Source organism: Providencia sp. PROV024 (assembly GCF_032709665.1).
Taxonomy (GTDB): Bacteria; Pseudomonadota; Gammaproteobacteria; order Enterobacterales; family Enterobacteriaceae; genus Providencia; species Providencia huashanensis.
The window spans coordinates 1,507,383-1,532,058 of record NZ_CP120545.1; the positions used below are offsets into that span (position 1 = coordinate 1,507,383).

At 37.7% G+C, this 24,676-nt stretch carries 10 protein-coding genes; 9 read left to right on the forward strand and 1 reads right to left on the reverse strand.

Translation table 11 applies throughout. The features are described 5' to 3' along the window. Positions 1–93 precede the first annotated feature (93 nt). Positions 94–921: an envelope biogenesis factor ElyC gene (gene elyC, locus P3L56_RS06985; RefSeq protein ID WP_042846469.1), complete on the reverse strand. Its 828-nt coding sequence runs from the start codon at positions 919–921 to the stop codon at positions 94–96. A 356-nt stretch (positions 922–1,277) separates the two neighbouring features. Between elyC and cmoM the strand changes: the two genes are divergently transcribed. The 9 genes from cmoM to P3L56_RS07030 all read left to right on the forward strand — a co-directional run bounded on the left by cmoM (position 1,278) and on the right by P3L56_RS07030 (position 24,625). Continuing rightward, entirely contained in the window at positions 1,278–2,066 is a 789-nt protein-coding gene (gene cmoM, locus P3L56_RS06990; protein ID WP_048606597.1) for a tRNA uridine 5-oxyacetic acid(34) methyltransferase CmoM, read from the forward strand. Continuing rightward, positions 2,063–3,388, forward strand: coding sequence for a chromosome partition protein MukF (gene mukF, locus P3L56_RS06995; protein WP_042846467.1), 1,326 nt, complete (start codon positions 2,063–2,065; stop codon positions 3,386–3,388). Before cmoM ends, mukF begins: the two co-directional genes overlap by 4 nt. Continuing rightward, positions 3,369–4,094 (forward strand): chromosome partition protein MukE, encoded by a 726-nt coding sequence (gene mukE, locus P3L56_RS07000; protein WP_042846466.1) that lies wholly within the window; start codon positions 3,369–3,371, stop codon positions 4,092–4,094. The genes mukF and mukE overlap by 20 nt, the downstream gene beginning before the upstream one ends. Then, on the forward strand, positions 4,094–8,533 hold the full coding sequence (mukB, locus tag P3L56_RS07005) for a chromosome partition protein MukB (RefSeq protein WP_210831447.1): 4,440 nt from the start codon (positions 4,094–4,096) through the stop codon (positions 8,531–8,533). The genes mukE and mukB overlap by 1 nt, the downstream gene beginning before the upstream one ends. A 695-nt stretch (positions 8,534–9,228) precedes the next feature. After that, on the forward strand, positions 9,229–10,140 hold the full coding sequence (locus P3L56_RS07010) for a YadA C-terminal domain-containing protein (RefSeq protein ID WP_198861249.1): 912 nt from the start codon (positions 9,229–9,231) through the stop codon (positions 10,138–10,140). Between the two features lie 391 nt (positions 10,141–10,531). Next, on the forward strand, positions 10,532–12,289 hold the full coding sequence (gene ldtD, locus P3L56_RS07015) for a L,D-transpeptidase (protein ID WP_166685409.1): 1,758 nt from the start codon (positions 10,532–10,534) through the stop codon (positions 12,287–12,289). Positions 12,290–12,655: 366 nt separating this feature from the next. Next, positions 12,656–13,204 carry a YcbK family protein gene (locus P3L56_RS07020; protein WP_042846461.1) on the forward strand — a complete coding sequence of 183 codons (549 nt, stop codon included), beginning with the start codon at positions 12,656–12,658 and terminating at the stop codon, positions 13,202–13,204. A 39-nt stretch (positions 13,205–13,243) separates the two neighbouring features. Then, positions 13,244–13,891: an MBL fold metallo-hydrolase gene (locus P3L56_RS07025; RefSeq protein ID WP_071547892.1), complete on the forward strand. Its 648-nt coding sequence runs from the start codon at positions 13,244–13,246 to the stop codon at positions 13,889–13,891. 222 nt (positions 13,892–14,113) lie between these two features. Next, the gene (locus tag P3L56_RS07030; RefSeq protein WP_316927698.1) at positions 14,114–24,625 is read left to right on the forward strand and encodes an anthrax toxin-like adenylyl cyclase domain-containing protein; all 10,512 of its coding nucleotides are present in this window, start codon (positions 14,114–14,116) and stop codon (positions 24,623–24,625) included. The last annotated feature ends 51 nt before the right edge of the window (positions 24,626–24,676 follow it).

The following is a 24,676-nucleotide window of genomic DNA, read 5'->3' on the forward strand; positions in this document are numbered from 1 at the left end:
AATATTATTCAGTAAGCCCAAGAGGTAGCATCTTGTTTGTTCTCTTGGTATTCAACAAAAGGTGTAATCTGTATAGGTTACACCTTTTTGTTTTCATTCGGCGACGGTTGCTTCTGGAGTTGGCAACGAGGAGTCTATTGATTGTGTATTATCAGGCTTTAGGTGCCACCAAATCGTCCCAAGAAATTCATACCACGCTCGTTCACTGTGACCGAAGTAATATGCTGAAGGGATGTATTTCTCCCATGGGTTAATGCCGCTAGTAATAACAAGTTGATTTGCGGGAGCAGGGAATGGTTGCATGCCTCTGTCTGTAAACATGGTTATTGCCCGAGGCAAATGGTTGGCTGAAGTGACTAATAAGAAAGGCGATTTCCCAATAATTTTCTCAACCTCAAAGGCTTCTTCTTGGGTATCTTTAGGCTCTGTAAGAGGGATTGTATCTTGTGCGGGTACACCTAAAGACTGAGCTACTTGTGCCGCAACTTCTGCACTGCTTATGGTGCTGCTCGCTTTCCCTCCAGTAAAGATAAGCTTACTGCCTGGGTGTTTTAAATATAATCGGACGCCTTCAGTTACTCTTGGTAGGCTGTTATTCAATAAGTTAGAGCTTGGGCTCCAATCTGGGTTGTAAGTAAACCCACCTCCTAATACCACGATATACTGTATATTTTGCGGTGGTGTTTCAGTGATCAATTCATATCGCTTATTATATTGGCCTTCTACAGGCGCGAGCAAGCTATCTGAAACAGGCTGTAATCCAAGTACTGCTAGGAGTATTAAGCTCAGGCTAGTAAATGTTTTTCCGCACCGTTGCCAGCGAGTGAACCAGAGTAAAATTAACCCGATAAACCCAATGATGAGCAATAATGGCAGTGGCATCAAAAGGGAACCAATATATTTTTTTAAAAAAAATAACATAACTAAGCCTATTCTTAAGGGTTATCAATCAATTTTGGTTGTGGAACTACCCTTGAAAAAGCGTCATATAACCACTTTTTCAACATAAAAATAGCGAAAATCGCCTTCAATGATGTCAAAATGAAATTCACTGAGCAAAATAAAGTACAATGCAAAAATATCGCTATTATCTGTTATAATTCATGTTTCAATTGTCGCCCACATCTGGTGTGATAAGCACAATACTCAGTGATAGTATTCTCAATTTAGCTTAATTTCATTAAGTTCAAGATGAAAATAGACTACATTGGCGGTTTTTGCGACTAATTGGCCCATAAAACTTAGTTAATGAACAATGATAGGCAACCGGATAGCACATGGCAGACCGCAACTTTGATGATATTGTCGATAAATTTGCAAAAAATATCTACGGCACGACAAAAGGAAAAATACGTGAAGCGGTGGTTTGGCAAGATTTAACGCATATATTAGATAGCCAATTTAAGGGGAAAACCTTAAAAATACTTGATGCAGGTGGAGGTGAAGGGCATTTTTCACGTAAACTTGCTGCTATGGGCCATCAAGTTATACTTTGCGATTTATCCGAAGAAATGTTGGAACGAGCCAGTGAGCTTGCAAAAGAACAAGGGATTAGCGATAACATTCGCTTTGTTCACTGCGCGGTGCAAGATATTTCCCAACATATTAATGAGCCCGTTGACCTTGTTTTGTTCCATGCTGTTCTTGAATGGATTAGCGATCAAAAATATGCAATTGAACAACTGGCAGATATAATCAGACCAGAAGGCGTATTTTCTGTCATGTTCTATAATGCAAATGGCTTAGTCATGCGTAATGCGATTTTGGGGAACTTTCATTTGGCAACCCCGCATATTCAGCGGCGTCGTAAACGCTCGTTATCGCCACAGAAACCTTTATTTCCTCAGCAAGTTGATGAGTGGTTAAGGGGGTGTGGTATGGGCATCTTAGCTAAAAGTGGCGTCAGAGTTTTCCATGACTATCTGCAAAGTAGGCAATTACAGCAAAAAGATTTTCCTGCATTGTTAGCGTTAGAGCAACAATATTGTCGTGAAGAACCCTATCTTAGTATGGGGCGTTATATTCATGTCATGGCACGCAAACAAATACAAAAGGACGATTTATGAGTGATTTTTCCCAGACCGTCCCTGAACTTGTGTCTTGGGCACGAAAAAATGATTTTGCGATTTCACTCCCTGCTGAGCGTTTGGCATTTTTGCTGGCGGTGGCAGTATTAAACAGTGAAAGAGTGAATGGCGAAATGAGTGAAGGGGAACTGGTTGACGCCTTTCGTGAAGTTTGCAAAGGTTTTGAACAGACAACGGAATCTTTGGCGGTGAGGGCAAATAATGCCATCAATGATATGGTGCGCCAAAAGATATTTAACCGTTTCGCCAGTGATATTGTTGAAGGCAATGCCATTTATCGTCTGACCCCATTGGGGATTGGCATCAGCGATTATTATATACGCCAGCGAGAATTTTCCACATTAAGACTTTCCATGCAGCTTTCGATAGTTGCCAGTGAGCTGCAAAGAGCGGCTGAAGCAGCAGAAGAAGGCGGTGATGAATTTTATTGGCATCGTTATGTTTTTGCTCCATTAAAATATTCAGTCGCTGAAATTTTTGATAGCATCGATTTATCCCAACGTATCATGGATGAGCAGCAAAATACCGTTAAAGAAGATATTGCTGCCTTGTTAAACCAAGATTGGCAGGCGGCCATCGCAAACTGTGAGCAATTATTATCAGAAACATCCGGTACTTTGCGTGAGCTGCAAGACACGTTAGAAGCCGCAGGGGATAAACTACAAGCCAATTTATTGCGTATTCAAGAAGCGAATATGAATGCACCTGCTTTTTCTGAAATGGTGGATAGACTGGTTTTTGACTTACAAAATAAATTAGACCGTATCGTCAGTTGGGGGCAGCAATCTATCGATTTATGGATAGGCTATGACCGTCACGTCCATAAATTTATCCGTACAGCGATAGATATGGATAAAAACAGGATCTTTTCACAACGGTTACGTCAGTCCGTTCAACATTATCTCGATAGCCCTTGGGCTCTTACTTATACCAACGCAGACCGGTTATTCGATATGCGAGATGAAGAGCTCACATTACATGATGAAGAGGTAACGGGTGAATTGCCTCCAGAGCTTGAATTTGAAGAGTTTAGTGAGCTCAATGATAAACTAGCCGAGTTAATGGAAGTGGAACTTGCCATCTATAAAACAGAACAGCGTCCATTAGACGTTGGTCGTGTATTGCAGGGGTACTTGCAGCAATATCCACAAAAACGTCATTTTGATGTCGCTCGAATTATTATTGATCAGGCGGTAAGACTAGGCATTGCAGAGGCTGATTTGGCGGGGTTACCGGCAGAATGGCAAGCTATTAATGATTACGGAGCCAAGGTACAGGCACATGTCATCGACAAATATTGAACAATTTATGCCAGTAAAACTGGCTCAAGCATTAGCTAACCCTATTTTCCCAGAGCTAGACAGCCAATTGCGTTCAGGTCGGCATATTAGTATTGATGACCTTGATAACCACGCATTTTTGATGGATTTTCAGGAAGCATTGGAGCAATTTTACTCACGGTATAATGTTGAGCTAATTCGTGCACCTGAAGGGTTTTTCTATTTACGCCCGCGTTCGACCACGTTGATCCCACGCTCAGTCCTATCTGAATTGGATATGATGGTTGGCAAAATTCTGTGTTATCTCTACCTCAGCCCTGAGCGTTTAAGTAATCAAGGTATCTTTACCTCTCAAGAGCTTTTTGAAGAATTACTCTCTTTAGCGGATGAAAATAAACTGCTTAAATTTGTTAATCAGCGTTCCACGGGTTCTGACCTTGATAAACAAAAATTGCAGGAAAAATTAAGAACATCATTAAACCGTCTACGTCGTTTAGGGATGGTGCATTTTCTGCAAAATGACCCGAGTAAATTTATTATTAGTGAATCTGTGTTCCGTTTTGGTGCAGATGTACGCAGTGGTGATAACCCGCAAGACGCTCAGTTACGTATGATCCGTGATGGCGAAGCTATCTCTCTCGAAGGTGAACTCTCACTAAAAGACAGTGAAGAAGAGAATGTCGAAGATAGTCAAGAACCGGCAGAAAGTGATGAGGATGAAGAATAATGATTGAACGCGGAAAATTTCGCTCACTGACGCTGGTGAATTGGAACGGTTTTTTTGCTCGTACTTTTGACCTTGACGAGTTAGTCACCACTTTATCTGGTGGTAATGGTGCGGGTAAATCGACAACGATGGCTGCTTTTATTACTGCCATGATCCCAGATTTAACCTTACTCCACTTCCGTAATACCACTGAAGCCGGTGCTACCTCAGGGTCACGGGACAAAGGGTTACATGGGAAATTACGTCCTGGAGTCTGCTATGCCATTTTAGATGTTTTAAACTCTAAACATCAGCGCGTCATGGTGGGTGTGCGCTTACAGCAAGTTGCTGGGCGTGATAAAAAAGTTGATATTAAGCCTTTCATGGTGCAAGGCATTCCATTGGCAACGGTTCCGACTGAAATATTGACAGAAGTGATTGATGGTCGCCAAGCCAAAGTGATCCCACTGAATGAGTTAAAAGAACGCCTTGAAGAGCAAGAAGGGATTTTGTTCAAGCAATTTAACTCAATTACAGATTACCATTCGGTTCTATTTGAATTAGGTGTCTTGCCAAAACGTTTACGCTCAGCAAGTGATCGAAGCAAATATTATCGGCTTATTGAAGCGTCATTATACGGTGGGATTTCCAGCGCGATTACGCGTTCATTGCGTGATTACTTATTGCCTGAAAATGGTGGCGTTCGTAAAGCCTTCCAAGATATGGAAGCTGCATTGCGTGAAAACCGCTTAACGTTGGAAGCCATTCGCGTTACACAATCTGACCGCGACTTGTTTAAACATTTAATTAGCCAAGCAACGGATTATGTATCAGCGGATTATATGCGTCATTCCAATGAAAGGCGTATCCATTTAGATGCCGCTTTAGCTGCACGTAATGAGTTATTCGCTAGTCGTAAACAACTGCGTATAGAGCAAGTTCGTAGTGTAGAAATGGCACGCGAACTAAATGAGCAAAATAGCGCTTCAACAGAATTGGAAGCTGATTACCAAGCGGCCAATGACCATTTGAATTTAGTGCAAGCAGCACTACGTCAGCAAGAAAAAATAGACCGTTATCAAGCTGATATTGAAGAGCTGACTTATCGCCTTGAAGAGCAAAGCGAAGTTGTTGCAGAAGCAACAGAAACACAAGACGAATATGAAGCTCGTGCCCAAGCCGCTGAGATAGAGGTTGATGAGCTAAAAAACCAATTAGCGGACTACCAACAAGCATTAGATGTACAGCAAACTCGTGCTATCCAATACCAACAAGCGTTACATGCATTAACTCGAGCTCGTGATTTGTGTCAGCTTCCTGAATTATCAATTGATAATGCAGATGAATGGTTAGATACATTTGAGGCTCGGGAACAGCAAGCGACAGAGTCGTTATTGGCCCTTGAACAAAAAATGAGTGTTGCTGATGCAGCACATAGCCAATTTGAGCAAGCCTATCAATTAGTTAAAAATATGGTAGGTGAGGTAAGTCGCAGTGATGCATACCAACAAGCACGTGCTCTATTACGGGATTGGTCATCACAACAGCATTTAGCTGAACGTGTACAACCGTTACGCATGCAACTCTCTGAATTACAACAACGCCTAAATAGCCAGCAGAATGCAGAGCGTATGTTGGCAGAGTTTTGTAAACGCCACGGTCAAAGCTATGAGCCTGATGAACTTGATGCATTAATGGCTGAGTTAGAAGCGCAACAAGAAGAATTAAGTGTTGGTGTAAACGAAAGTGGCGAAAGGCGCATGCAAATGCGCCAAGAATTGGAACAAATTCGCCAGCGTATCCAACAGTTATCTTCTAAAGCACCTGCATGGATCATTGCTCAAGAAGCATTAACTCAATTGAATGAACAATCAGGTGAAGTTTTTGCATCGAGTACTGCTGTAACTGAATTTATGCAGCAGTTGCTTGAACAAGAAAGGGAAATCACGGTTGAGCGCGATGAGATTGCAGCGCAGCGGCGCGACCTTGAGAAACAAATAGAGCGTTTAAGTCAGCCAAGTGGTGCAGAAGATAGCCGGATGCTTGCATTGGCGGAACGTTTCAACGGGGTATTACTGTCTGAAATTTATGATGACATTACTATTGAAGATGCGGCTTATTTCTCAGCATTATATGGTCCTGCTCGTCATGGTATTGTCGTACAGGATTTATCAGTTGTTCGTAGCCAGTTAGAAACTTTACAAGACTGCCCTGATGATGTGTATTTTATCGAAGGAGACCCTTCTTCCTTTGATGATAGCGTTTTTGATGCCCAAGAATTTGAACAAGCCGTATTAGTTCGCTCTTCTGAGCGGCAGTGGCGTTATTCGCGTTATCCTGAGCTTCCTTTATTTGGGCGAGCAGCGCGTGAAAGCCATTTAGAGTCATTATCAGCTGAGCGTGATGAGCTCGCCGAACGCTATGCGACATTGTCATTTGATGTACAAAAAATTCAACGTTCACATCAAGCATTCAGTCGTTTTATCGGTCAGCACATTTCTGTCGCTTTCGAGGCAGACCCAGAAGCTGAAATCCGTACACTTAATCAAAAACGAACAGAACTAGAAAGAGCTTTAGCGCAATTTGAAGAACAAACCCAACAACAGCGCCAACAATTTGCTCAAGGAAAAGAAAGTTTAACGGCACTTAACCGTTTGTTACCGCAGATGGGCTTGTTACTTGATGAAACGCTGGTGGATAGGGTTGAAGAAATCAATGAGGAACTATCAGAAGCTGAAGAAGCGGCGCATTTCCTCAATAAACATGGAAGTACATTAGAAAAATTAGAGCCGATTGTAACGGTATTACTCAGTGACCCTGAGCAACATGACCAGCTACGCAAAGATTACGAACTCGCGAAGCACACTCAACAGAATGCAAAACAGCAGGCTTTTGCATTGGTTGAAGTGGTTCAACGTCGGGCTCACTTTAGTTACAGTGACTCTACGGGGATGGTTAGTGAAAATAGTGATTTGAATGAAAAATTGCGCCAGCGTTTGGAACAGGCAGAAACCGAGCGAGCTCGAGCCCGTGAGCAACTACGTCAGCAGCAATCGCAGAGTGCGCAATACCATCAAGTATTGGCTTCGTTACGTAGCTCTTTTGAAACTAAGCAAGAAATGCTGAAAGAGCTAGAAGCCGAAATGCAGGAGATTGGTGTAAAAGCTGACCCTGACGCACAAGAGCGTGCACGCATTCGTCGTGATGAATTACACCAACGAGTGATGGAGAACCGTAGCCGTATTAATCAGTTAGAAAAACAGCTAACCTTATGTGAAGCTGAAATGGATAACTTACAAAAACGCCTACGTAAGTTAGAAAAAGATTATTATCTATTACGTGAACAAGTGGTTTCTGCGAAAGCAGGTTGGTGTGCTGTAATGCGTTTGGTGAAAGACAATGGTGTTGAGCGCCGTTTGCACCGCCGTGAACTTGCTTATACTGATGGTGACAGTTTACGCTCTATGTCGGATAAAGCATTAGGGGCGCTACGCCTTGCGGTGGCAGATAACGAACATTTACGTGATGTGCTACGTTTATCTGAAGATCCAAAATACCCAGAACGCAAAATTAAGTTCTTTATTGCAGTGTATCAACACTTACGCGAACGAATTCGCCAAGATATTATTCGTACAGATGACCCGATTGATGCGATTGAGCAAATGGAAATTGAGTTGGGTCGTTTAACGGAAGAATTAACCGCTCGTGAGCAAAAATTAGCGATTAGCTCGAAAAGTGTGGCGAATATTATTCGCAAAACGATCCAACGTGAACAAAATCGTATCCGCATGTTAAACCAAGGGTTACAAGCTGTTGCGTTTGGCCAAGTGAAAGGCGTTCGTCTTAATGTAAATATTCGTGAAAGCCATGCGCTGTTACTCAGTGTCCTGTCTGAAGAAAGTGAAATGCATCAAGACTTATTTACTAGCCAGCGCCTGACATTCTCTGAAGCGATGGCAAAACTGTATCAACGCCTTAACCCACAAGTGGATGTTGGCCAGCGTTTACCGCAAACCATTGGTGAGGAATTACTCGATTATCGTAATTATTTAGAGCTAGATGTCGAGGTTAACCGTGGCTCAGATGGCTGGCTGAAAGCAGAGAGTGGTGCGCTATCAACTGGTGAAGCTATTGGTACAGGGATGTCAATTCTGGTGATGGTGGTACAAAGCTGGGAAGAAGAATCCCGTCGTTTACGTGCAAAAGATATTATTCCTTGTCGTCTATTATTCTTAGATGAAGCCGCTCGATTAGATGCTAAATCGATAGCAACCCTATTCGAATTATGTGATAGGTTAGAAATGCAGTTAATAATTGCAGCACCAGAGAATATAAGCCCTGAGAAAGGGACAACTTATAAGCTGGTTCGTAAGGTGATAGGCAATCATGAGCATGTGCATGTGGTTGGCTTAAAAGGTTTTGGCCAAGACAATGTTAGTGTTAAAGAACCGGCCTTGTAGTAATAGATAACTTAAATGCATTTAAAGCCGATACTTAGTAATAAGTATCGGCTTTTTTGTATTTGATGTCCCTTCAGTTAGAAGAAGGGATATCTGTGTTTTAATGGGGTGCTTAATAGTGATAGCGAGAGAAACTGCTTAGGGAAAGTCTATTTTAACGATTAACGCATATAGAATGTAACAAAAATTAATGAAGTATAACTAACCCTCATAATGAATTTAATTTAGGTAAAACTTTGTATGAAAAACACTTATAGTTATATAGATATAATAACTAATATGGATAAGGATAATTAACTGTTTCTATATAGGGGTATTTGGCAATTTTACAACGGATTGAAAAATTTTTTAACTATTTATTTCTCATCTATACTGATAGAGTATTAAAAAGACTCTGAATTAGTGTTTTAATTGATTGATTTGTTTGTTTTGGTTTTTCTTAATGTTAAATAACATGAAAGTGTAACCTGAGTGTCAAGGTTAGCCAGTTCATTTTATTTTTACTCTTTAAGCGCATTAATTATTAATGATTTTGTATAAAAAAAAGTTGGATGGGAAAGAGATAATTAAGAGTATACCTTGCTGTGTATATTAATTAGATATAAAAAATGATGTAAAATGAAATACTCTGTAATGGTGTTAGCTTGTATTCTGATGGCCAATTAATACCAATCAATAAATTTGGAATACAAAAAATGAATAAATTAACCTTATTAGCCGTTATGGTTTCTGCAACCATGATGAGCAACGTATCTGTTGCGGATGTTAGCTGGGCCGGTTGGAATAACAATATTGGCAGCGATAATGGACATGCAAGTACAGCACTAACAGCAGAAAATCAAAATATTCTTGCTAACAATGTAAATAACGTTAATGCAGATTTGCAAGCTCATAAAGCGGAACAAGCAAAATATAATAATGGTCAGATTCAAATTAACCAAAATCAGGGTGTTTTGAATCAAATCCAAGCTGATATTAATTCTAAGCAAGCAATAACTAACGTTGAGCAAGCTAATATTAATAAAGAACAAAAAGTAGTAAATGAAAACCAAAAAGTCGTTAATGATAAACAAGACGTTATTAACCAAAATCAAGCTAAAGTTAATAGCGACCAAAAATTAGTAAATGAAAATCAAAAAGTCGTTAATGATAAGCAAGATGTTATTAACCAAAACCAAGCTAAAGTTAATAGTGACCAAAAATTAACCAATAATAAACAAACTGTTTTTAATAAAAACCAAATGGCTTTCAACAATAGCCAAATAGCTGTTAATAACCGCCAATCTCAGATCAATAAAAATGTTGATAATAGATTAAATCAGCTAGATAGCAGAGTCACATCGTTAGATAAGCGTGTTGATTCATTAGATAACGAATTAAAGCGTGGGTTGGCTTCGCAAGCTGCTTTATCAGGGTTATTCCAACCTTATAATGTTGGGCACTTTAACCTATCTATGGCGTTAGGTGGTTATGAATCTAATACAGCTCTTGCACTAGGTTCAGGTTATCGTATTGATGAAAGTGTGGCAGTAAAAGCGGGTGTAGCAACAAATACTGATGACTTTAAAGGCGTGACTTATAATGCTGCTGTTAACTTTGAATGGTAATAGGAATCATTAGTTAATCCCTAATGGTTACACTTTTAATCTAACTTAAGGCAAAAAAGCATATGTTATGTTTTTTTGCCTTTTATTCTTTAATTGAATAAATATTCAAATGGGGCATAAAAAGCGGTAACACACTTGGTTTTTATTTGTTTTAGCCGTTTATATCGTTACCTTACGTTTATTGATAATCAGAAGAAATAAACACAGAATTAGTTTTTTCCTATAACATTCCTGCCTATATTGTTCATACTGACTTAATGATGCTTAAGTTGATATGCTGCACTGTTAACCATGTATAATGTGTGAATACTTTGAGTATCCAGAATTTACTATAATAAAATCGTTAATAATAAAAACTATTGTTATCCATGTTGTAACTTAAGGTGGATGTATGGCAAAGAGAAGTGTGAAAGCTCTGCAAGTCTCAGTAATATGTGGGTTAATGGCATTACACATACCTGCGTTTTCAAATGAAGAAAATATGCAGCAAAGTGTCGAGGAAGTACAAGCTACCGCGGCAGTTACACCAGCAGAAAGTTTGGCTAAAATAACAGTCTCGCTTCCTTCGGGGGTGAAACCTGTTTTTGCTTCACAATTAGCTAAATTATATGCTGAGCGGCAAATGCAGCTATTGTGGCAAGATGAAACAGCAATTAGTCAATTCCAACAACAGTTGGCCGAATTAGCACTCGCGGGGGTACAACCTCAATTTGCTGAGTGGCTCGCGATACTGGAAAATAACCAATTAAATGAACTTGGTCGTGACGTTATTTTGTCCGATGCAATGTTGGGGTATTTACACTATTTATCTTCGGTTGAAGGCAGTGGGCAATATTGGTTATATAGTAGCCGCCCCTATAAAATTATTGCCCCGACTTCTGCACAAATGAAACCATGGTTAGATGCAATTGCAGGTAATCGCTTAAGTGATTGGGTGAAATCGCAAGCCCCTAACCACCCAATGTATTTGCCAATGCGCAAAGAAATGCTGAAGTTATTGGCGATGCCTGAAGATGACTTGGAAATCGTGGGGACTAAAACATTAAAACCAGGTCAATCAAATGATGACGTGGTTATTTTGCGCCAAATTCTGCAACGTGAAGGGTTACTGGAAGGTGAAACAGTAATGGAGAGCAGCGAAGTTGAAGCCCCTGAAACGATGGCGCAAGTTGCTGAGCAAGCGGTTGAACAAACCAGTGAACCAGCAAAAACAGCTGAGACACCAATAAGTAAGGCATCAAAAGTGTATAGCCAAGACCTTGTTGATGCGGTAAAAAAATTCCAATTACAGTATGGCTTAGAAGCGGATGGTGTTGTCGGTAAAGGTACGCGTGTTTGGCTGAATATGAAGCCAAAACAAAAAGCAGGGTTAATGGCATTAAATATTCAGCGTTTGCGTATTATTCCAGCAAGTCAAGGAACTGGGATTTTAGTCAATATACCAGGCTATTCCTTAGATTTTTATTTGAATGATGAGGTTATTTTAGACTCAAAAGTGATTGTTGGACGTGCTGATCGAAAAACACCGATCATGAGCAGTGCACTGAATAATGTGGTGATTAACCCTCCTTGGAGTGTGCCGACTAGCATGGCACGTAAAGATATTGCCCCGAGAGGAAAGCAAGATCCAAGTTATTTTAGCCGTAAAGGGTATACTGTTTATTCGGGGTGGGGTGCAGATTCCTATGAAATCGACCCGTATGCCATTGATTGGGAAAATATTACGCCTGCCAATTTCCCTTATCGAATTCGTCAAGCTCCTGGCCCTACTAATTCATTAGGGCGCTATAAATTTAACATGCCAAGTTCTGATGCAATTTATTTGCATGATACACCGAATCATAGTCTATTTAATCGCAACGCACGCGCAATAAGTTCTGGGTGTGTACGAGTTAATAAAGCTAGTGAGCTTGCAAGTATTTTATTAGGTGATGCGGGCTGGGAAAGGAAGCGCATTGATGGTGCACTTAAGGAAGGTTCGACCCGTTATGTGAATATACCGGATAGGATCCCAGTATTTCTTTATTATCAAACCGCTTGGGTTGATAAAGACCAGCAACCACAATATCGAGCGGATATATATCAATATGATAACAGCATTAATAATGCAGATAACTATTTGCCAATGTTGAAAAAGATTTTGCATTAATCATCATGTTAGCTTAAATATGAAAGGGGGATTTCCCCCTTTTTTGCGAGTATTTCTGTTTAACTCCCATAATTTCTTATTAGGTCCGTTGCTTTTAGGCATTTAATTATTATCATGCAGTAAATAATAGAGAGCTGATCGCGATTCATATCAGCCAAGGCAGCAAAGTAAGCGTAGTAATTCGCTTATTACATGTGAATTTAGTGACAAAGCGCTATTTTTGACGAATATAGCAACCAAATTCCCTTAAAGTATGCATATCTTTACATAAATATACATTAAAATTAAGAATGTTTTGCTAGACTCAATAGGTTGTCAAAATTTTATCGATTATTACTGAAATTATTAGAGTCTGAGCTATCACCTATGGATATTATTGACCAATCCCGCAGAAAATGGCTGGGAATTGGGGCTGCTACAGTCGGCCTTAGTTTATTACCAAGCCATGTATTTGCTGCAATGACCACCCCACGCCCACGTATTTTACGCTTTCAAAATATTAATACGGGGGAGTCTTTAAAAACAGAATTTTTTGACGGTCAACGTTATAACAAATCTGAACTTGCACGTTTAAATCATTTTTTCCGTGATTACCGCTGCGATAAAGTCAAAACCATTGATCCTAAATTATTTGACCAAATTTATTTATTACAAATGATGATGGGAACTAACAAACCAGTTCAACTTATTTCGGGTTATCGCTCTTTAGAAACGAATAATAAATTGCGTAGTAAAAGTTCGGGAGTCGCGAAGAAAAGTTACCATACTCGCGGGCAAGCGATGGATTTCCATATCGAAGGTTTACAGTTAAGTAACATTCGTAAAGCCGCGCTGAAAATGAAAGCGGGTGGTGTTGGCTATTATCCTAGAAGCAATTTTATACATATTGATACAGGGCCAGCAAGAACGTGGTAATCTGTGCATAGGTGACACAGATTACGGAGTAATTGCCCGATGAAATATACTATTATCCCAGTAACACCATTTATGCAAAACTGTCAGGTTATTTGGGATGAAAATACGTTAGAAGCGGTTGTGGTTGACCCCGGCGGTGAGGCAGAAAAAATTATTTCTGCCATTGAAAGTCGAGGGCTAAAGTTAACTAAAATTCTGCTTACCCACGGTCATTCTGACCATATCGGTGCTTCAGCGATACTTTCCAAACATTTCTCTGTGCCTATTTATGGGCCACAAAAAGAAGACGCGTTTTGGATTGAAAATCTTGCTGAGCAAAATGCCATGTTTTATATAGGGGAATGTCCTGATTTTACGCCTGACTATTGGCTAGAAGAAGGGGATACAGTCACTTGTGGTGGCATTTCATTTGATGTGTTGCATTGCCCAGGGCATACACCCGGTCATATTATTTTTGTGAATCACAATGATAAGCTAATTTCAATGGGTGATGTGTTATTTAAGGGTGGGGTAGGTCGCAGTGACTTCCCTCGTGGTAATCACCAAGATTTAATCTCATCAATTAAAACTAAAGTACTGCCTTTAGGTGACGATTACCAGTTTATACCGGGGCATGGGCCAATGTCTAATTTAGGTTTTGAACGCAAAACCAACCCTTTCTTACAAGATGAATTACCTGTTTGGTAATTAACAAAAATAGTCATTCCTTCCTAATTTAAAAACATACCCTAAGAATTGGGTATGTTTTTTATAGTTAATTATCATTGATAATTACCCTATGTTAATTTTTTACTATCCGAAACATTTTATCCGAATGTTTCATATTGATATGGTTATTAATAAATTACTTTGTTAATTTAAATATTAATTTCAATAATATACATTAATTATTAATTAAAGGGAATTATTATGAAAGTAGAAAATACAGATGTGAATTTTAATCAATATGTATTATATGACTATGTTAATGATACTGAAAATCATGATTTGTTTATTAAGTTAATAAATAATAATGGTATATCTCATTCTAGTTTCTCAGGGTATGGCTATGGGCTAACGGATGAGTTTTTAGTTTACAGCATGAATAATCAAGGTGGTAAATATATCGAGCAATTAAATGAACTTTATTCTATTATAAATTCAAATGATGATAATTTACCCCCGTTAGATAAAGCTAGAAATGATGCCTTGAAGTTACATGCTAAATCATTATTTAATGAGCATGTATCAGATGTAATTAAAAAACAGCTTTCATATATAAAATCAGTACGTCATTATAATTATATTTATAACTTTAAATATGAAGAGATTAATGGACGTAGTTTTGTTAAATATATTAATGATATTGTCAATACAAATTATGCTGTTAGCAAAAGTATGTATGGTAGAGAGGCTAATTATTATAATTATTTGGCAGAGTTACAAAAATTAAAAATTAAAATTTATACAGATGCGCTTTTGGCTGATGCTGATAGTGATTTTTTCAAAACAAAGGCAGGGAAAGATATCGCATCAGATGAGCTTTTTATAAAGCTAAAAGATAAACTTAGCATTGGGGGGAAAAGTCTAGCATCGAGTTTTACTACTGATGATGCCAAAATATTCATTAATACAATATCAGAGGTTATTCAAAGAGATAATTATTTAGAGTTAGAAGACAATAGGAATGGTAAAGGTGTTCAGGTAGTTGATAGTAAGAACTTTACGACACACTTAGCTAATGAAACCACATTGAGTCGCTTTAAAGAAAAAATCTACTCACATATAAATACAAGCAATCAACCACTGTTAATTAAGTTTTGTTCAGCTAGCCATGCAATGGCGATATCCATAATTTATGATCAAAAAACAAAGGTGTGGACATATAAATTCTTTGATCCTGATACTGGAGTCATGACATTTAACAAAAAAGACAGTTTTATTTCTTATATCGATACATTTGTAAAAATTAATGCAGATAAATATAGGTTTAGTAAGGTTAAGAATAATGATTATAAAATTAGAACATTTTCATTTAACCCTAGTGACAGTATCGGAAGGCCATTTCAACTGAAGGAATTAAATAATCGAGATAAACTAATTACGGAAAATACGCTATTAGTAAAAAGAAAATTGGCATACATTAGTAGTGATCAAAAATGTAAATTAACCTATGTGGAATTTAATCAAAAAAATCAAATAGCTAAACTAAAGGTTACACTGAACGGAAAGACATCATTCATTTATACTGATATTTTAAATAGCGGTGAGCTTACTAAAATAATTGAGGATAATGTAAATGCATTATCAAAAATTAATAGTGATAAATTTATTAGCCAAGATGATTATCAAGTTTACTTAGTAAGTAAACAATTTGATATAAATGCTTTTTCACCACCTCAACAAGAGGGTGATAGAGATTATAAAAGTGTCAATTTGCACCTTATTCCACGTATGGGTGACCAACCAACCATAGCTACGGGGGTCCCAGAAAACCACCAAAAAGCGATTAATAAAGTTGCGGATAAATATAATATTACCATTGGTATTCGGCCTGTTGACCATAAATCGGCTAGTTTAATCGAATCAGGTATATACAGTAGTAAGGGATTAACAATTAAAGGTAAAAGTTCTGACTGGGGCCCACACAGTGGTTTTATTCCAGTTTTGCAGCAGTTCTCTAAGAAATCGGGTCGAGATGAGCAAAGCAAATATAATGACTATGTGCAACAGTCTATTGATAAAAAGCATGCAATAGCGGTTCCCCTTGAAATTAGTTCGGAACGGATTAATGAATTAATTAACTATAAAACCATCACGCCACTAATTGATACAGATGATGGGGATTACAAGAAAACTAGCTCAACTATTGATGGGGAAGAACATACCTTTTTATTAAAAAAAAGCCCTTCAGGAAAAGGTAATATTTGGCAGGTTTCTTATCAAGAAAATAATGAAATTAAACCTTTTCTTGTGATAGGTGATCCTAAAACGGGTAAGGCAATGACGGCTGATTATGATATTTTTAGCATTATCTTCCCAATTTCAGAGTTAGAGCATTATGTTAAAGTTACGGAAATGCCTGATTGGCAAGAATGGAAAGCGAGTGTAAATTATGAGGAGTTAACGCCAGCTCAAAAGAGACTGTATAATAATGAGGCAGAATATAATAAGAAAGAAGGGAAAGAAAATGGCATTATCAATAATAGAATAAAAGAGGTTAATAGGCAGCTTAATAGAGAGCTAGGGAGAACTGAGGGCTTTGAATTAGTTCATCATGGTTCTGATGATGCAAACCCCGTGAGTGTGATGAAGGATAACTTCCCTATTACCTTCTTTTTACCTGAGAGTTTAAAAGGGAAAAATAAGTTGTCGGGAACAACTCAACCTATTGATACTTATTTTGAGATGAACCCTCATGGTGCCATCATTATTAATGATGTCGAACAGTTGTCTAATTTTCAGCAGTTATTAATTAATCAAGGCTATCGAGCACCATTAAATAGAAAATGGAGCGAAGGTGAGAACGGTAGGTTATTTGAACCTAAAAGAAAAAAATCGGAAGGGTATATTGTAAACCATGGTGAGATTAAAAGAAAAAAAAGCATCTCAATATTTAATGATAAGATAGATCAGAATTTAGATAACAGTGAACAAACCTCAGATAGAATAATACCAAACTCAGATAACAGTGAACAAACCTCAGATAGAATAATACCAAACTCAGATAACAGTGAACAAACCTCAGATAGAATAATACCAAACTCAGATAACAGTGAACAAACCTCAGATAAAATAATACCAAACTCAGATAAAATAATACCAAACTCAGATAACAACGAACAAATCTCAGATAAAATAATACCGAGTTCAGATAATCATGAGCAAGGCTCAACGGATAACAAAGTAGATAAGGCGCTAATTGTTAATAGGCGTAGGTATATGGAAGGCGTATTCGGAAAAGCGGTTGTTGGATTAGATAATGACTTTTCTGATATACATGAAAATAATTTTAATGGTAGCCATCATGCGTCTCTAGCTGGTGACTTGGCTTCAAAGGCGCACTCAATTAATACCTGGTGTGACCCTATTAAGGTGTATCATAAATTAACGGCAATTAACATTGAATCTAGGAATAATAAACAGGCAAACCCTACAGCATATGACCATAACGTTATTATTCAATTACAAGGGGATAAAGTTTCAGCGGATGTGGTAGCTAAAGCTCTCTCAAAACACCCCGACAATAGTACAGTGATTCAATACGATTTAGGTAGTCGAAAACATAAGGTATTATATGGCTCTCTAAAAAAAATAACTACAGGGAAAGTACGCTGGATAACCATTGGGCATGGTTCTTATTTTGATGATGGAGAACCTACCTTATATGCAGAAAGGAGTGCAAAGAAATATACAGATGCGATGGTCTATTTGAAAAAGAAAGTATTGAAAAATACGGTCCCCGATAAACTAGTACTAATGGGGTGCAATTTAGGTAGGGGAGGAATATATGAAAACTTTGCATTAAAGGCTACAAATCTATTTGCTAATAATAAGATGAATATGCCAATAGTTGCATATAATCGAAGTATAACCAATTATAATTATGGGCATAAAATGGTTGTAGAGGGGGAACGTAATTCCATTAGAAATAGTACTAAGGGTTATAAATTTATATATCAATATGATCTTAATACAGGGCAAGTAAAAATAAATGGAAAATCTAGTACATTATATTTTATTAATGAGCTACGTCGAGGAGAATTAAAACTATCGCAATTAAATAACTATGTTGAACCAGACCCAATGAAAATATTTAGGCTTTCATCATTCAAAGATTTAGATTTTTCTCTAATAAAAAAAATAATCTATAACCCTCAAGCTTATCAACTTTTTGTTGATGAATTAAAACAGCATAATCAGGAGTTACCTAGCGATTTTCATTCACACTTCACTAAAAAATTAAATGACTTAGGGATTAAATCAACACCTATATGGCCTACGGTTAATCAAGATAGTATAGCGCATCAAGCACATTTACAATCTCATTTGCAGAAGGACACCTCAACATTTTCTATTATTGTGCGCGCTACTGAGGACCTAAAGGGAAAGGTGCAAGCAGAGCGGTTAGCAGGTAAAAACCCAGAAAACACACTAATTTTGCAAGCGGACACAGATAATAAAATCTGGGCAGTAGAATACGGGGAAAATAATATTCCTTCACTACTAGAAAGCGGTAAAGCAGTAAAATGGGTTATTATCGCTAATGATGGGGTAAAGAATAAACCAATCGATGGCTTGTTCTCGGTTCTTACGGAGGTAAAGGAAAAATATCCATTTACAGCAGAGGAGAGTATGTCGCTCCACGCGATAAATAAACAAAAAATAAAAATTACGAGTAGCTTATTTATAGAGCTTGATCAGCGAAAGGGGACTGCTGCCGAGCAACTAGTGGGGGTAATGCACCAAGAGACACCAACGGTAAAAAACTTTTTAGATACAAAACATCATCAACAAGTCCAATCTTTAATAGAGAAAATAGCGTCAAAAGACATCAGTTTGGAGCATGTTCGTTTGGCAGAGCACCCTTATTTAGTGAGTTACTTTGACGATGGGTACGGCCAATTTAGTGCAGATAAACTGAAAGTAGCACTATATGATCCATTAATAGCTCCAAAAGTTAACCATTACCTCAGTAACGATAAAATTGAAAATAAAGCTCACTGGGACAATTTATTTGAGGCCCGCCTGCCTGTGGATTTACAACAGCAAGCTAAAGATACACTTACTATTTTGCATGCGATACAGGATGACCCATCTGTATTGCATCATTTGAGCGAAAAAACACGGTTACAATTAAAAGCGGTATTTCCTGCCATTAATGGTTTCGATCGAGGCAAAGTCACTGCGTTAGCTAAAGATGTAAATGCATTTTCATTAATGTCCGAGGACCTTAATTCATTTTTAAGGCTTAACAAGGACAATTTTGATGGGGAAAATGCACCATTAAAAGGGCTCTCATTTGCAGGGGCATTACATAAACATCAAGTTGAGCGTCATCAGCGGTTACAGCAATATAATGAACTGTGTAATCAGATGCGTAAGTGGTCTGCTGATAGCCAAGTGAATATGATTAACTATGATAGGTTAAGACGTAAAGGAGATGCAGCAGGTTTTGACCGAAAGATGGGGTTAATTTATACCGTTGAGTCTCAGTTAGGGGATGAAAACTCGGCGAGAAATCTTATTGAGTGGCAAATTAAGCTAGAACAGAAACGTTATAATGGAGCCCTAACCGAGGGGGAAACCGAGTTACTTAATGAAATAAAGCGTTATTCAAATAATATTGTAGATGGGTTTGATAATAAGGGAGAGAAACATGCTAGGCAGCCTATTAAATATGTATTATCAGCCAATAATAATTCTTACCATTCTCGGGGGCATTCACTTTTATTCCTTCAAGGTAAGAACACAACATATACTATTCAATATACGACCCGCGGTAACATTCATGAATACCGTTTACTTGATCCTAATGGTTTACAACTCAGTATTCGTAATGAACAACGCCCTTTAGCAGCAAAATTATTTGCGAAGCAAGTCAATAGTTATTTTAACGAAAATGTAAGTTTACTTAATGGAGAGACTATAACTCGGGGCCAACAGGCAGGCTTTGGAGAGAAAAGTGATAAAAATGGTAAGTTTTATTCGGCAGATATGCAGGTTATTGCACTTGATGATAACAGTATCAAGCGTATACCTCATGATTATGAGCAGTATAGAAAGAACGTAACTGCACTTATTAATTCTGTCGCTATTGCTGATAAAAACAGTTGGGTGAATTTTAATGGTGAAAAAATTGCCTTGGCAAGGTTACAAAACTTAGGGGTGACTATTGATGGTCAACTTATTACTGCAGATCATACAAAAAAAAATGGTTGGCAGAAAAAAGTGCGATTTCATCCCGAAAAGCTTGCGGCTGAATTAACATTAGTTGATGGAAATGAATCGGACCTTGTTTTGCTCAGGATTCTTCATCAGCAATTAGGCGACGTAGATCATATTCCTATCACAGATAATAACACTGGTTTTCGAGACAGCGCGGTATTGAAAAAGCAGTTGAAGTATATTGCAAGAAACATCGACCCTAATGTGTCTAAATTGACACCGGAGATGATTGAGAACTTAAGAACGTTAGGAACTAAGTTACCGCGTTTTCAACAAATAGGTAATCGGTTTGGCCAAGTAATGGGGGGAGTTGGTGCAGTACAAACATTAATTAGTATACATTTAATCTTGAAAAAATTAGATAACCCTGATTTAACGGATGAGGAATGTGCTGAGTTAGAAAAACAATTTTACCTTATTTGTGGTTCAGCAATTGCTAATTATGGAGACATGATTGTACAACCTATTTTATTAAATATAGCCAGTAAAGGGGGGGCAACATCGTTAATCCGCGGCAGAATTGCAGCAGGAACCGTGATTATATTTAATTTAGTCGGAATGGGGTTTGACGCTTACCAAGCATATGACAGTTTATCTAAACTTGACCGTGTTTCTGATCCAAAACAGCGGCAAGATCTGATTGTTAATGCGACTTTTTCTATTGCCAGTTGTGTGTTAAATGGCATCACCGTTATTGGTGTCATAATTGGCTCTTCTACTATTCCCGTAGTGGGCCTTGTTGTTGGGGGCGTTTTACTGGTTTCTGGTTTGGTATATCAAGGTGCCCGCGCAGTTGAAAATATCAAAGAGGTAATTGATATTAGCTGGGATAGGGAACTGGAAGAAGGGCTTCGTGGTGCATTTGGTTTTGAACCTACCCTGCGTAGCCAGCAAGAAATGGCGATTGTGCATTACATAAAAGCATTTAAAAAATTAGATGTAGAGATGGATATAGACCTGTTTGAAAAAAGGTTTGTCCCAGCAGGTTTTGATCATCACTTGAGTATAATTGAAAAGCCGACTTATAAATCAGAAGAACGTTATTATCTTGTAGATACTAATAATAATTATTTTGGTGGTATGTGGTGGGGGGTACGTTTAAGTTTTTCGGATTATGTTTATCGTTATACCAAACGTGGAGCCCCTTCATTTACTTTCAGTGAAGCTGATTTTTTAATTAAAAATTATTCTTTGCAAGCCGATGGTAGGGTGAAAAGAGCTACTGGGCAAGAAGATAGAGTTGTATTTAGCAAAGTTCTCAAGGAGGTTACTGATGTTGTCCGTACTGGGACAGTAGCGTCTAATGAGGGCTATTGTTTTAACACAAACTATAAAAACCCATTATTTGATAAATTTTTAGAAAAACATGGAATTCAAAAAAGTAATTTAACACAGAGTATAGAAAAGCAGCTTACAGCTTCGGATTATGAACAATTAAGTTTTTATTCTAAACAAACCGAGGTTGCTGCGCAAAAAAATTTCACTATCCGTAAATATGCAGATAACACCAATGAATATATTGAGAATAAACCTGGTATAATTGCGAATATTATAGATATTGATGAGACTAAGGGGAGTAGTTTTAATCTCGCAAATGGTGTTGATTATCTTATTGGAAGAGACGACAGAATGTATGCTCTTCAGGTGTTATCGGGTGAAAAGTATTTTGCTACAGGATCAAAGTCAGATTATTTTTACTTAAGGGATAATAGTTTAACATCATTGGAGTCAAATGATGGCAAAGTAACGAAGTTTCTAGATGGCCAATCAGGAAGCGACACTTTATTTATTGATAATTTGCCTAATGGCTATCATGTTTATATCGATTTAAGGATAAATAAGGTTGCGTATTTCTGCAGCGAGGAGTCTAAATCTAAATTTAAATATCAACATCAATTTATTGATGTTGTTGATGCTAAAAATATTGAAAATATTACTCTTATTGATAATACTAATGATATTATCCATGGCGATGATGAAAATAATAATATCAATGGCGGGTTAGGGGAAGATACGCTATATGGATATGGTGGAGATGACCGATTAGCGCTAACAAAAGGGAAAGCCATTGGTGGCAGTGGGATTGATAGTTACTTTATTAAACGGTTCGAATGGGCTTCTCATGTAGATGATCTTTATAAAACAAAAATGTCATATAATAAAAAAGCATTCCGAGTTGAAAAAGAACATTATATCAACCCTATTTATCAGGGGGAAAATAAAGGATTTCAAGCTAATGTTATTATTGAAGAGAATAGCGAGTCAGTGAGTTGGGTTGATCTTGAATACTCATTAAATGAAATTAAGGATATGTATATCAAGGGTAACGACCTTTACCTTAAAATACAGGTTGATGATTATAAGACAGATAAATATGTATTTGATAAGGTTAAGAGTGAAGTCACCATAAAATTAAATAATGTATATCGTGATATAGATGGGGTTCGTAAACGCAATCATAGTTATAACTTAAATACTAACGATGGTTTTGCCTTAATTAGTCAATTAGTTGACCTCCCAAAAGAAAATAATCCTGAACATACTATACGTGGAAAACTATTCAATGTGTTATATGTTCAAAATAATGATAAAACGCTATATTCAGGTGAAAAAAGTGTTTATATTGATGAAAGTAAAGATGAGATTGAAGTTAATAAAACACGAGTATATAACTCACCTAAATGGGGAAGGTTAGTATCAATAGGTAAAGCTAAGAATTTAACTTATACTGGAAGTGAAAAAAACAATATCCTCTCCCATATAGCATCGGGGAGCCATATAAAAGTCACATTGGGCCAAGATAGTTATCAAATAAATAAACTTGACGATAACAATGAAGATATTGTATTTGATTTTGCTAATGTCAAAGGCCATTTTACAGATCAAGATAAGGTTATTATTTTATTACCTACGGTAAATGGCTACCAACTACAAATGAATGGGCAAAAGCTTTTGCTCAAAGATAGGTTCGAAAAGACAACACTGAGCTTTCGTTTTCAGAATTTCGATGGGGGTATGAATAATGCGGTACTTATTCAAGATAAGTACAGTAATATGTTTTGTATCGACCTGAAGAGTGAAAATAGTGTCATTGCCCCTTCAAATCCCATTGCAAACAGCACCGATGGCGATGATACCATTAATATTCCAATGGGGTACCTTGGTAAAAAATTACTGATAAACGGCCAAGCAGGAAATGATATTATTCTTGACCATAGTGGGTTTAGTCGTGTGCTGATCGGTGGGGAAGGTGATGATACGATAGCAGCTGTTTCAGGTAATAATGTGCTGTATGCTGGCTCAGGAATGAATTTTCTCTCGGGCGGAGATGGGGACGATTTATTACTCTCTGATTTTGGTTACGACACTTTAATGGGTAAGGAGGGCGATGATAACTATTTAATTGATTGTCGATATAGAGGGGTTGTTTATATCGAGGATCTTGAAGGGAAAAATAATATTCATTTACTGAATTTTGACTGTGAAAACATTACTGAAGGTGTGGATAATGGTGCTCTTTATCGCATTTATATATCAAAATCAGGCAAAATTATTAAAATAAAACAGCCATCTCTACAAGAAAATAAAGACGCTGTATGTCAGGTCTACATGTACCCTAAATTGCCGCATAAGTTGCAGGAATTAACAAAAGATGGGATGGAGCCTTTAGCTAAATACTTTGCAGATAGTTATTCCACCGCTGAAAAAACAGGGCAAAAAGGTCATTGGAAACTAGCAGATACATTAACTCATTTACTAAATGGAACGCCAGATGCTTTATTAGAGTCATTACATGTACCTACTAATGGCCCGACTATTTTAAACCCAAATTATGCTCGAACTCATTGGTTAATTAAGACTAAGGAAGGAAACTTAGTTGTTTTGGACCATACTGGGCATGGTCGGATAATTCAGGGGGGTAAAGGAGATAATAGGATAGTGACTTTAGGGGGCAATAACGTCCTCTTTGGTGGTCAAGGTAATGATATTCTCGCCGGGGGAGTTGATAAAGATTTATTGATCTCCGTTGCGGGCAACGACACCTTGTCTGGTGGGTTAGGTAATGATACTTATCTTGTTAATGGTTATGAAAGCAATACAACAGTGAAGATTGAGGATTTGGCTGGTCGTAATCAGGTTGTTTTGGTTAATTTTTATGTGACCCCAGTGATGGTACAGCAAATAGATCCATCAAAAACACTCAGTGTCTATGAATCATATACTGGTCGAAAAGTGGAGATTTATCATAGCAACCATTTAATGTCGATGACAGATGTAACAGATATAAAGTTCCGTAAGTGTGATGGGGACGAATGGAATGGGCAAGCTGAGAAAACGGTAGATAAGCTTATTCAGCTTTATGCTGAGTCACGTTTTGAATACGAAAGTACTTTTGAGGCAACGAATATGTCAGCCCACCTACGCAACCGTTGGGACCCTCTACCGTTTATGAACCGTTTATTAGAGGGGACGAGCGTATCAGCCGCTAATTAGCTTTCAAATGATTAGAGGAATAAGCTTTAATATGAGCGATTCCTCTTCAAA

Bases quoted from the DNA above. Each gene is read 5' to 3' on its own strand.
- elyC (WP_042846469.1), bottom strand. From the start codon at position 921: ATGTTATTTTTTTTAAAAAAATATATTGGTTCCCTTTTGATGCCACTG.
- P3L56_RS07020 (WP_042846461.1), top strand. From the start codon at position 12,656: ATGGATATTATTGACCAATCCCGCAGAAAATGGCTGGGAATTGGGGCT.
- mukE (WP_042846466.1), top strand. From the start codon at position 3,369: ATGTCATCGACAAATATTGAACAATTTATGCCAGTAAAACTGGCTCAA.
- P3L56_RS07030 (WP_316927698.1), top strand. From the start codon at position 14,114: ATGAAAGTAGAAAATACAGATGTGAATTTTAATCAATATGTATTATAT.
- cmoM (WP_048606597.1), top strand. From the start codon at position 1,278: ATGGCAGACCGCAACTTTGATGATATTGTCGATAAATTTGCAAAAAAT.
- ldtD (WP_166685409.1), top strand. From the start codon at position 10,532: ATGGCAAAGAGAAGTGTGAAAGCTCTGCAAGTCTCAGTAATATGTGGG.
- P3L56_RS07025 (WP_071547892.1), top strand. From the start codon at position 13,244: ATGAAATATACTATTATCCCAGTAACACCATTTATGCAAAACTGTCAG.
- P3L56_RS07010 (WP_198861249.1), top strand. From the start codon at position 9,229: ATGAATAAATTAACCTTATTAGCCGTTATGGTTTCTGCAACCATGATG.
- mukF (WP_042846467.1), top strand. From the start codon at position 2,063: ATGAGTGATTTTTCCCAGACCGTCCCTGAACTTGTGTCTTGGGCACGA.
- mukB (WP_210831447.1), top strand. From the start codon at position 4,094: ATGATTGAACGCGGAAAATTTCGCTCACTGACGCTGGTGAATTGGAAC.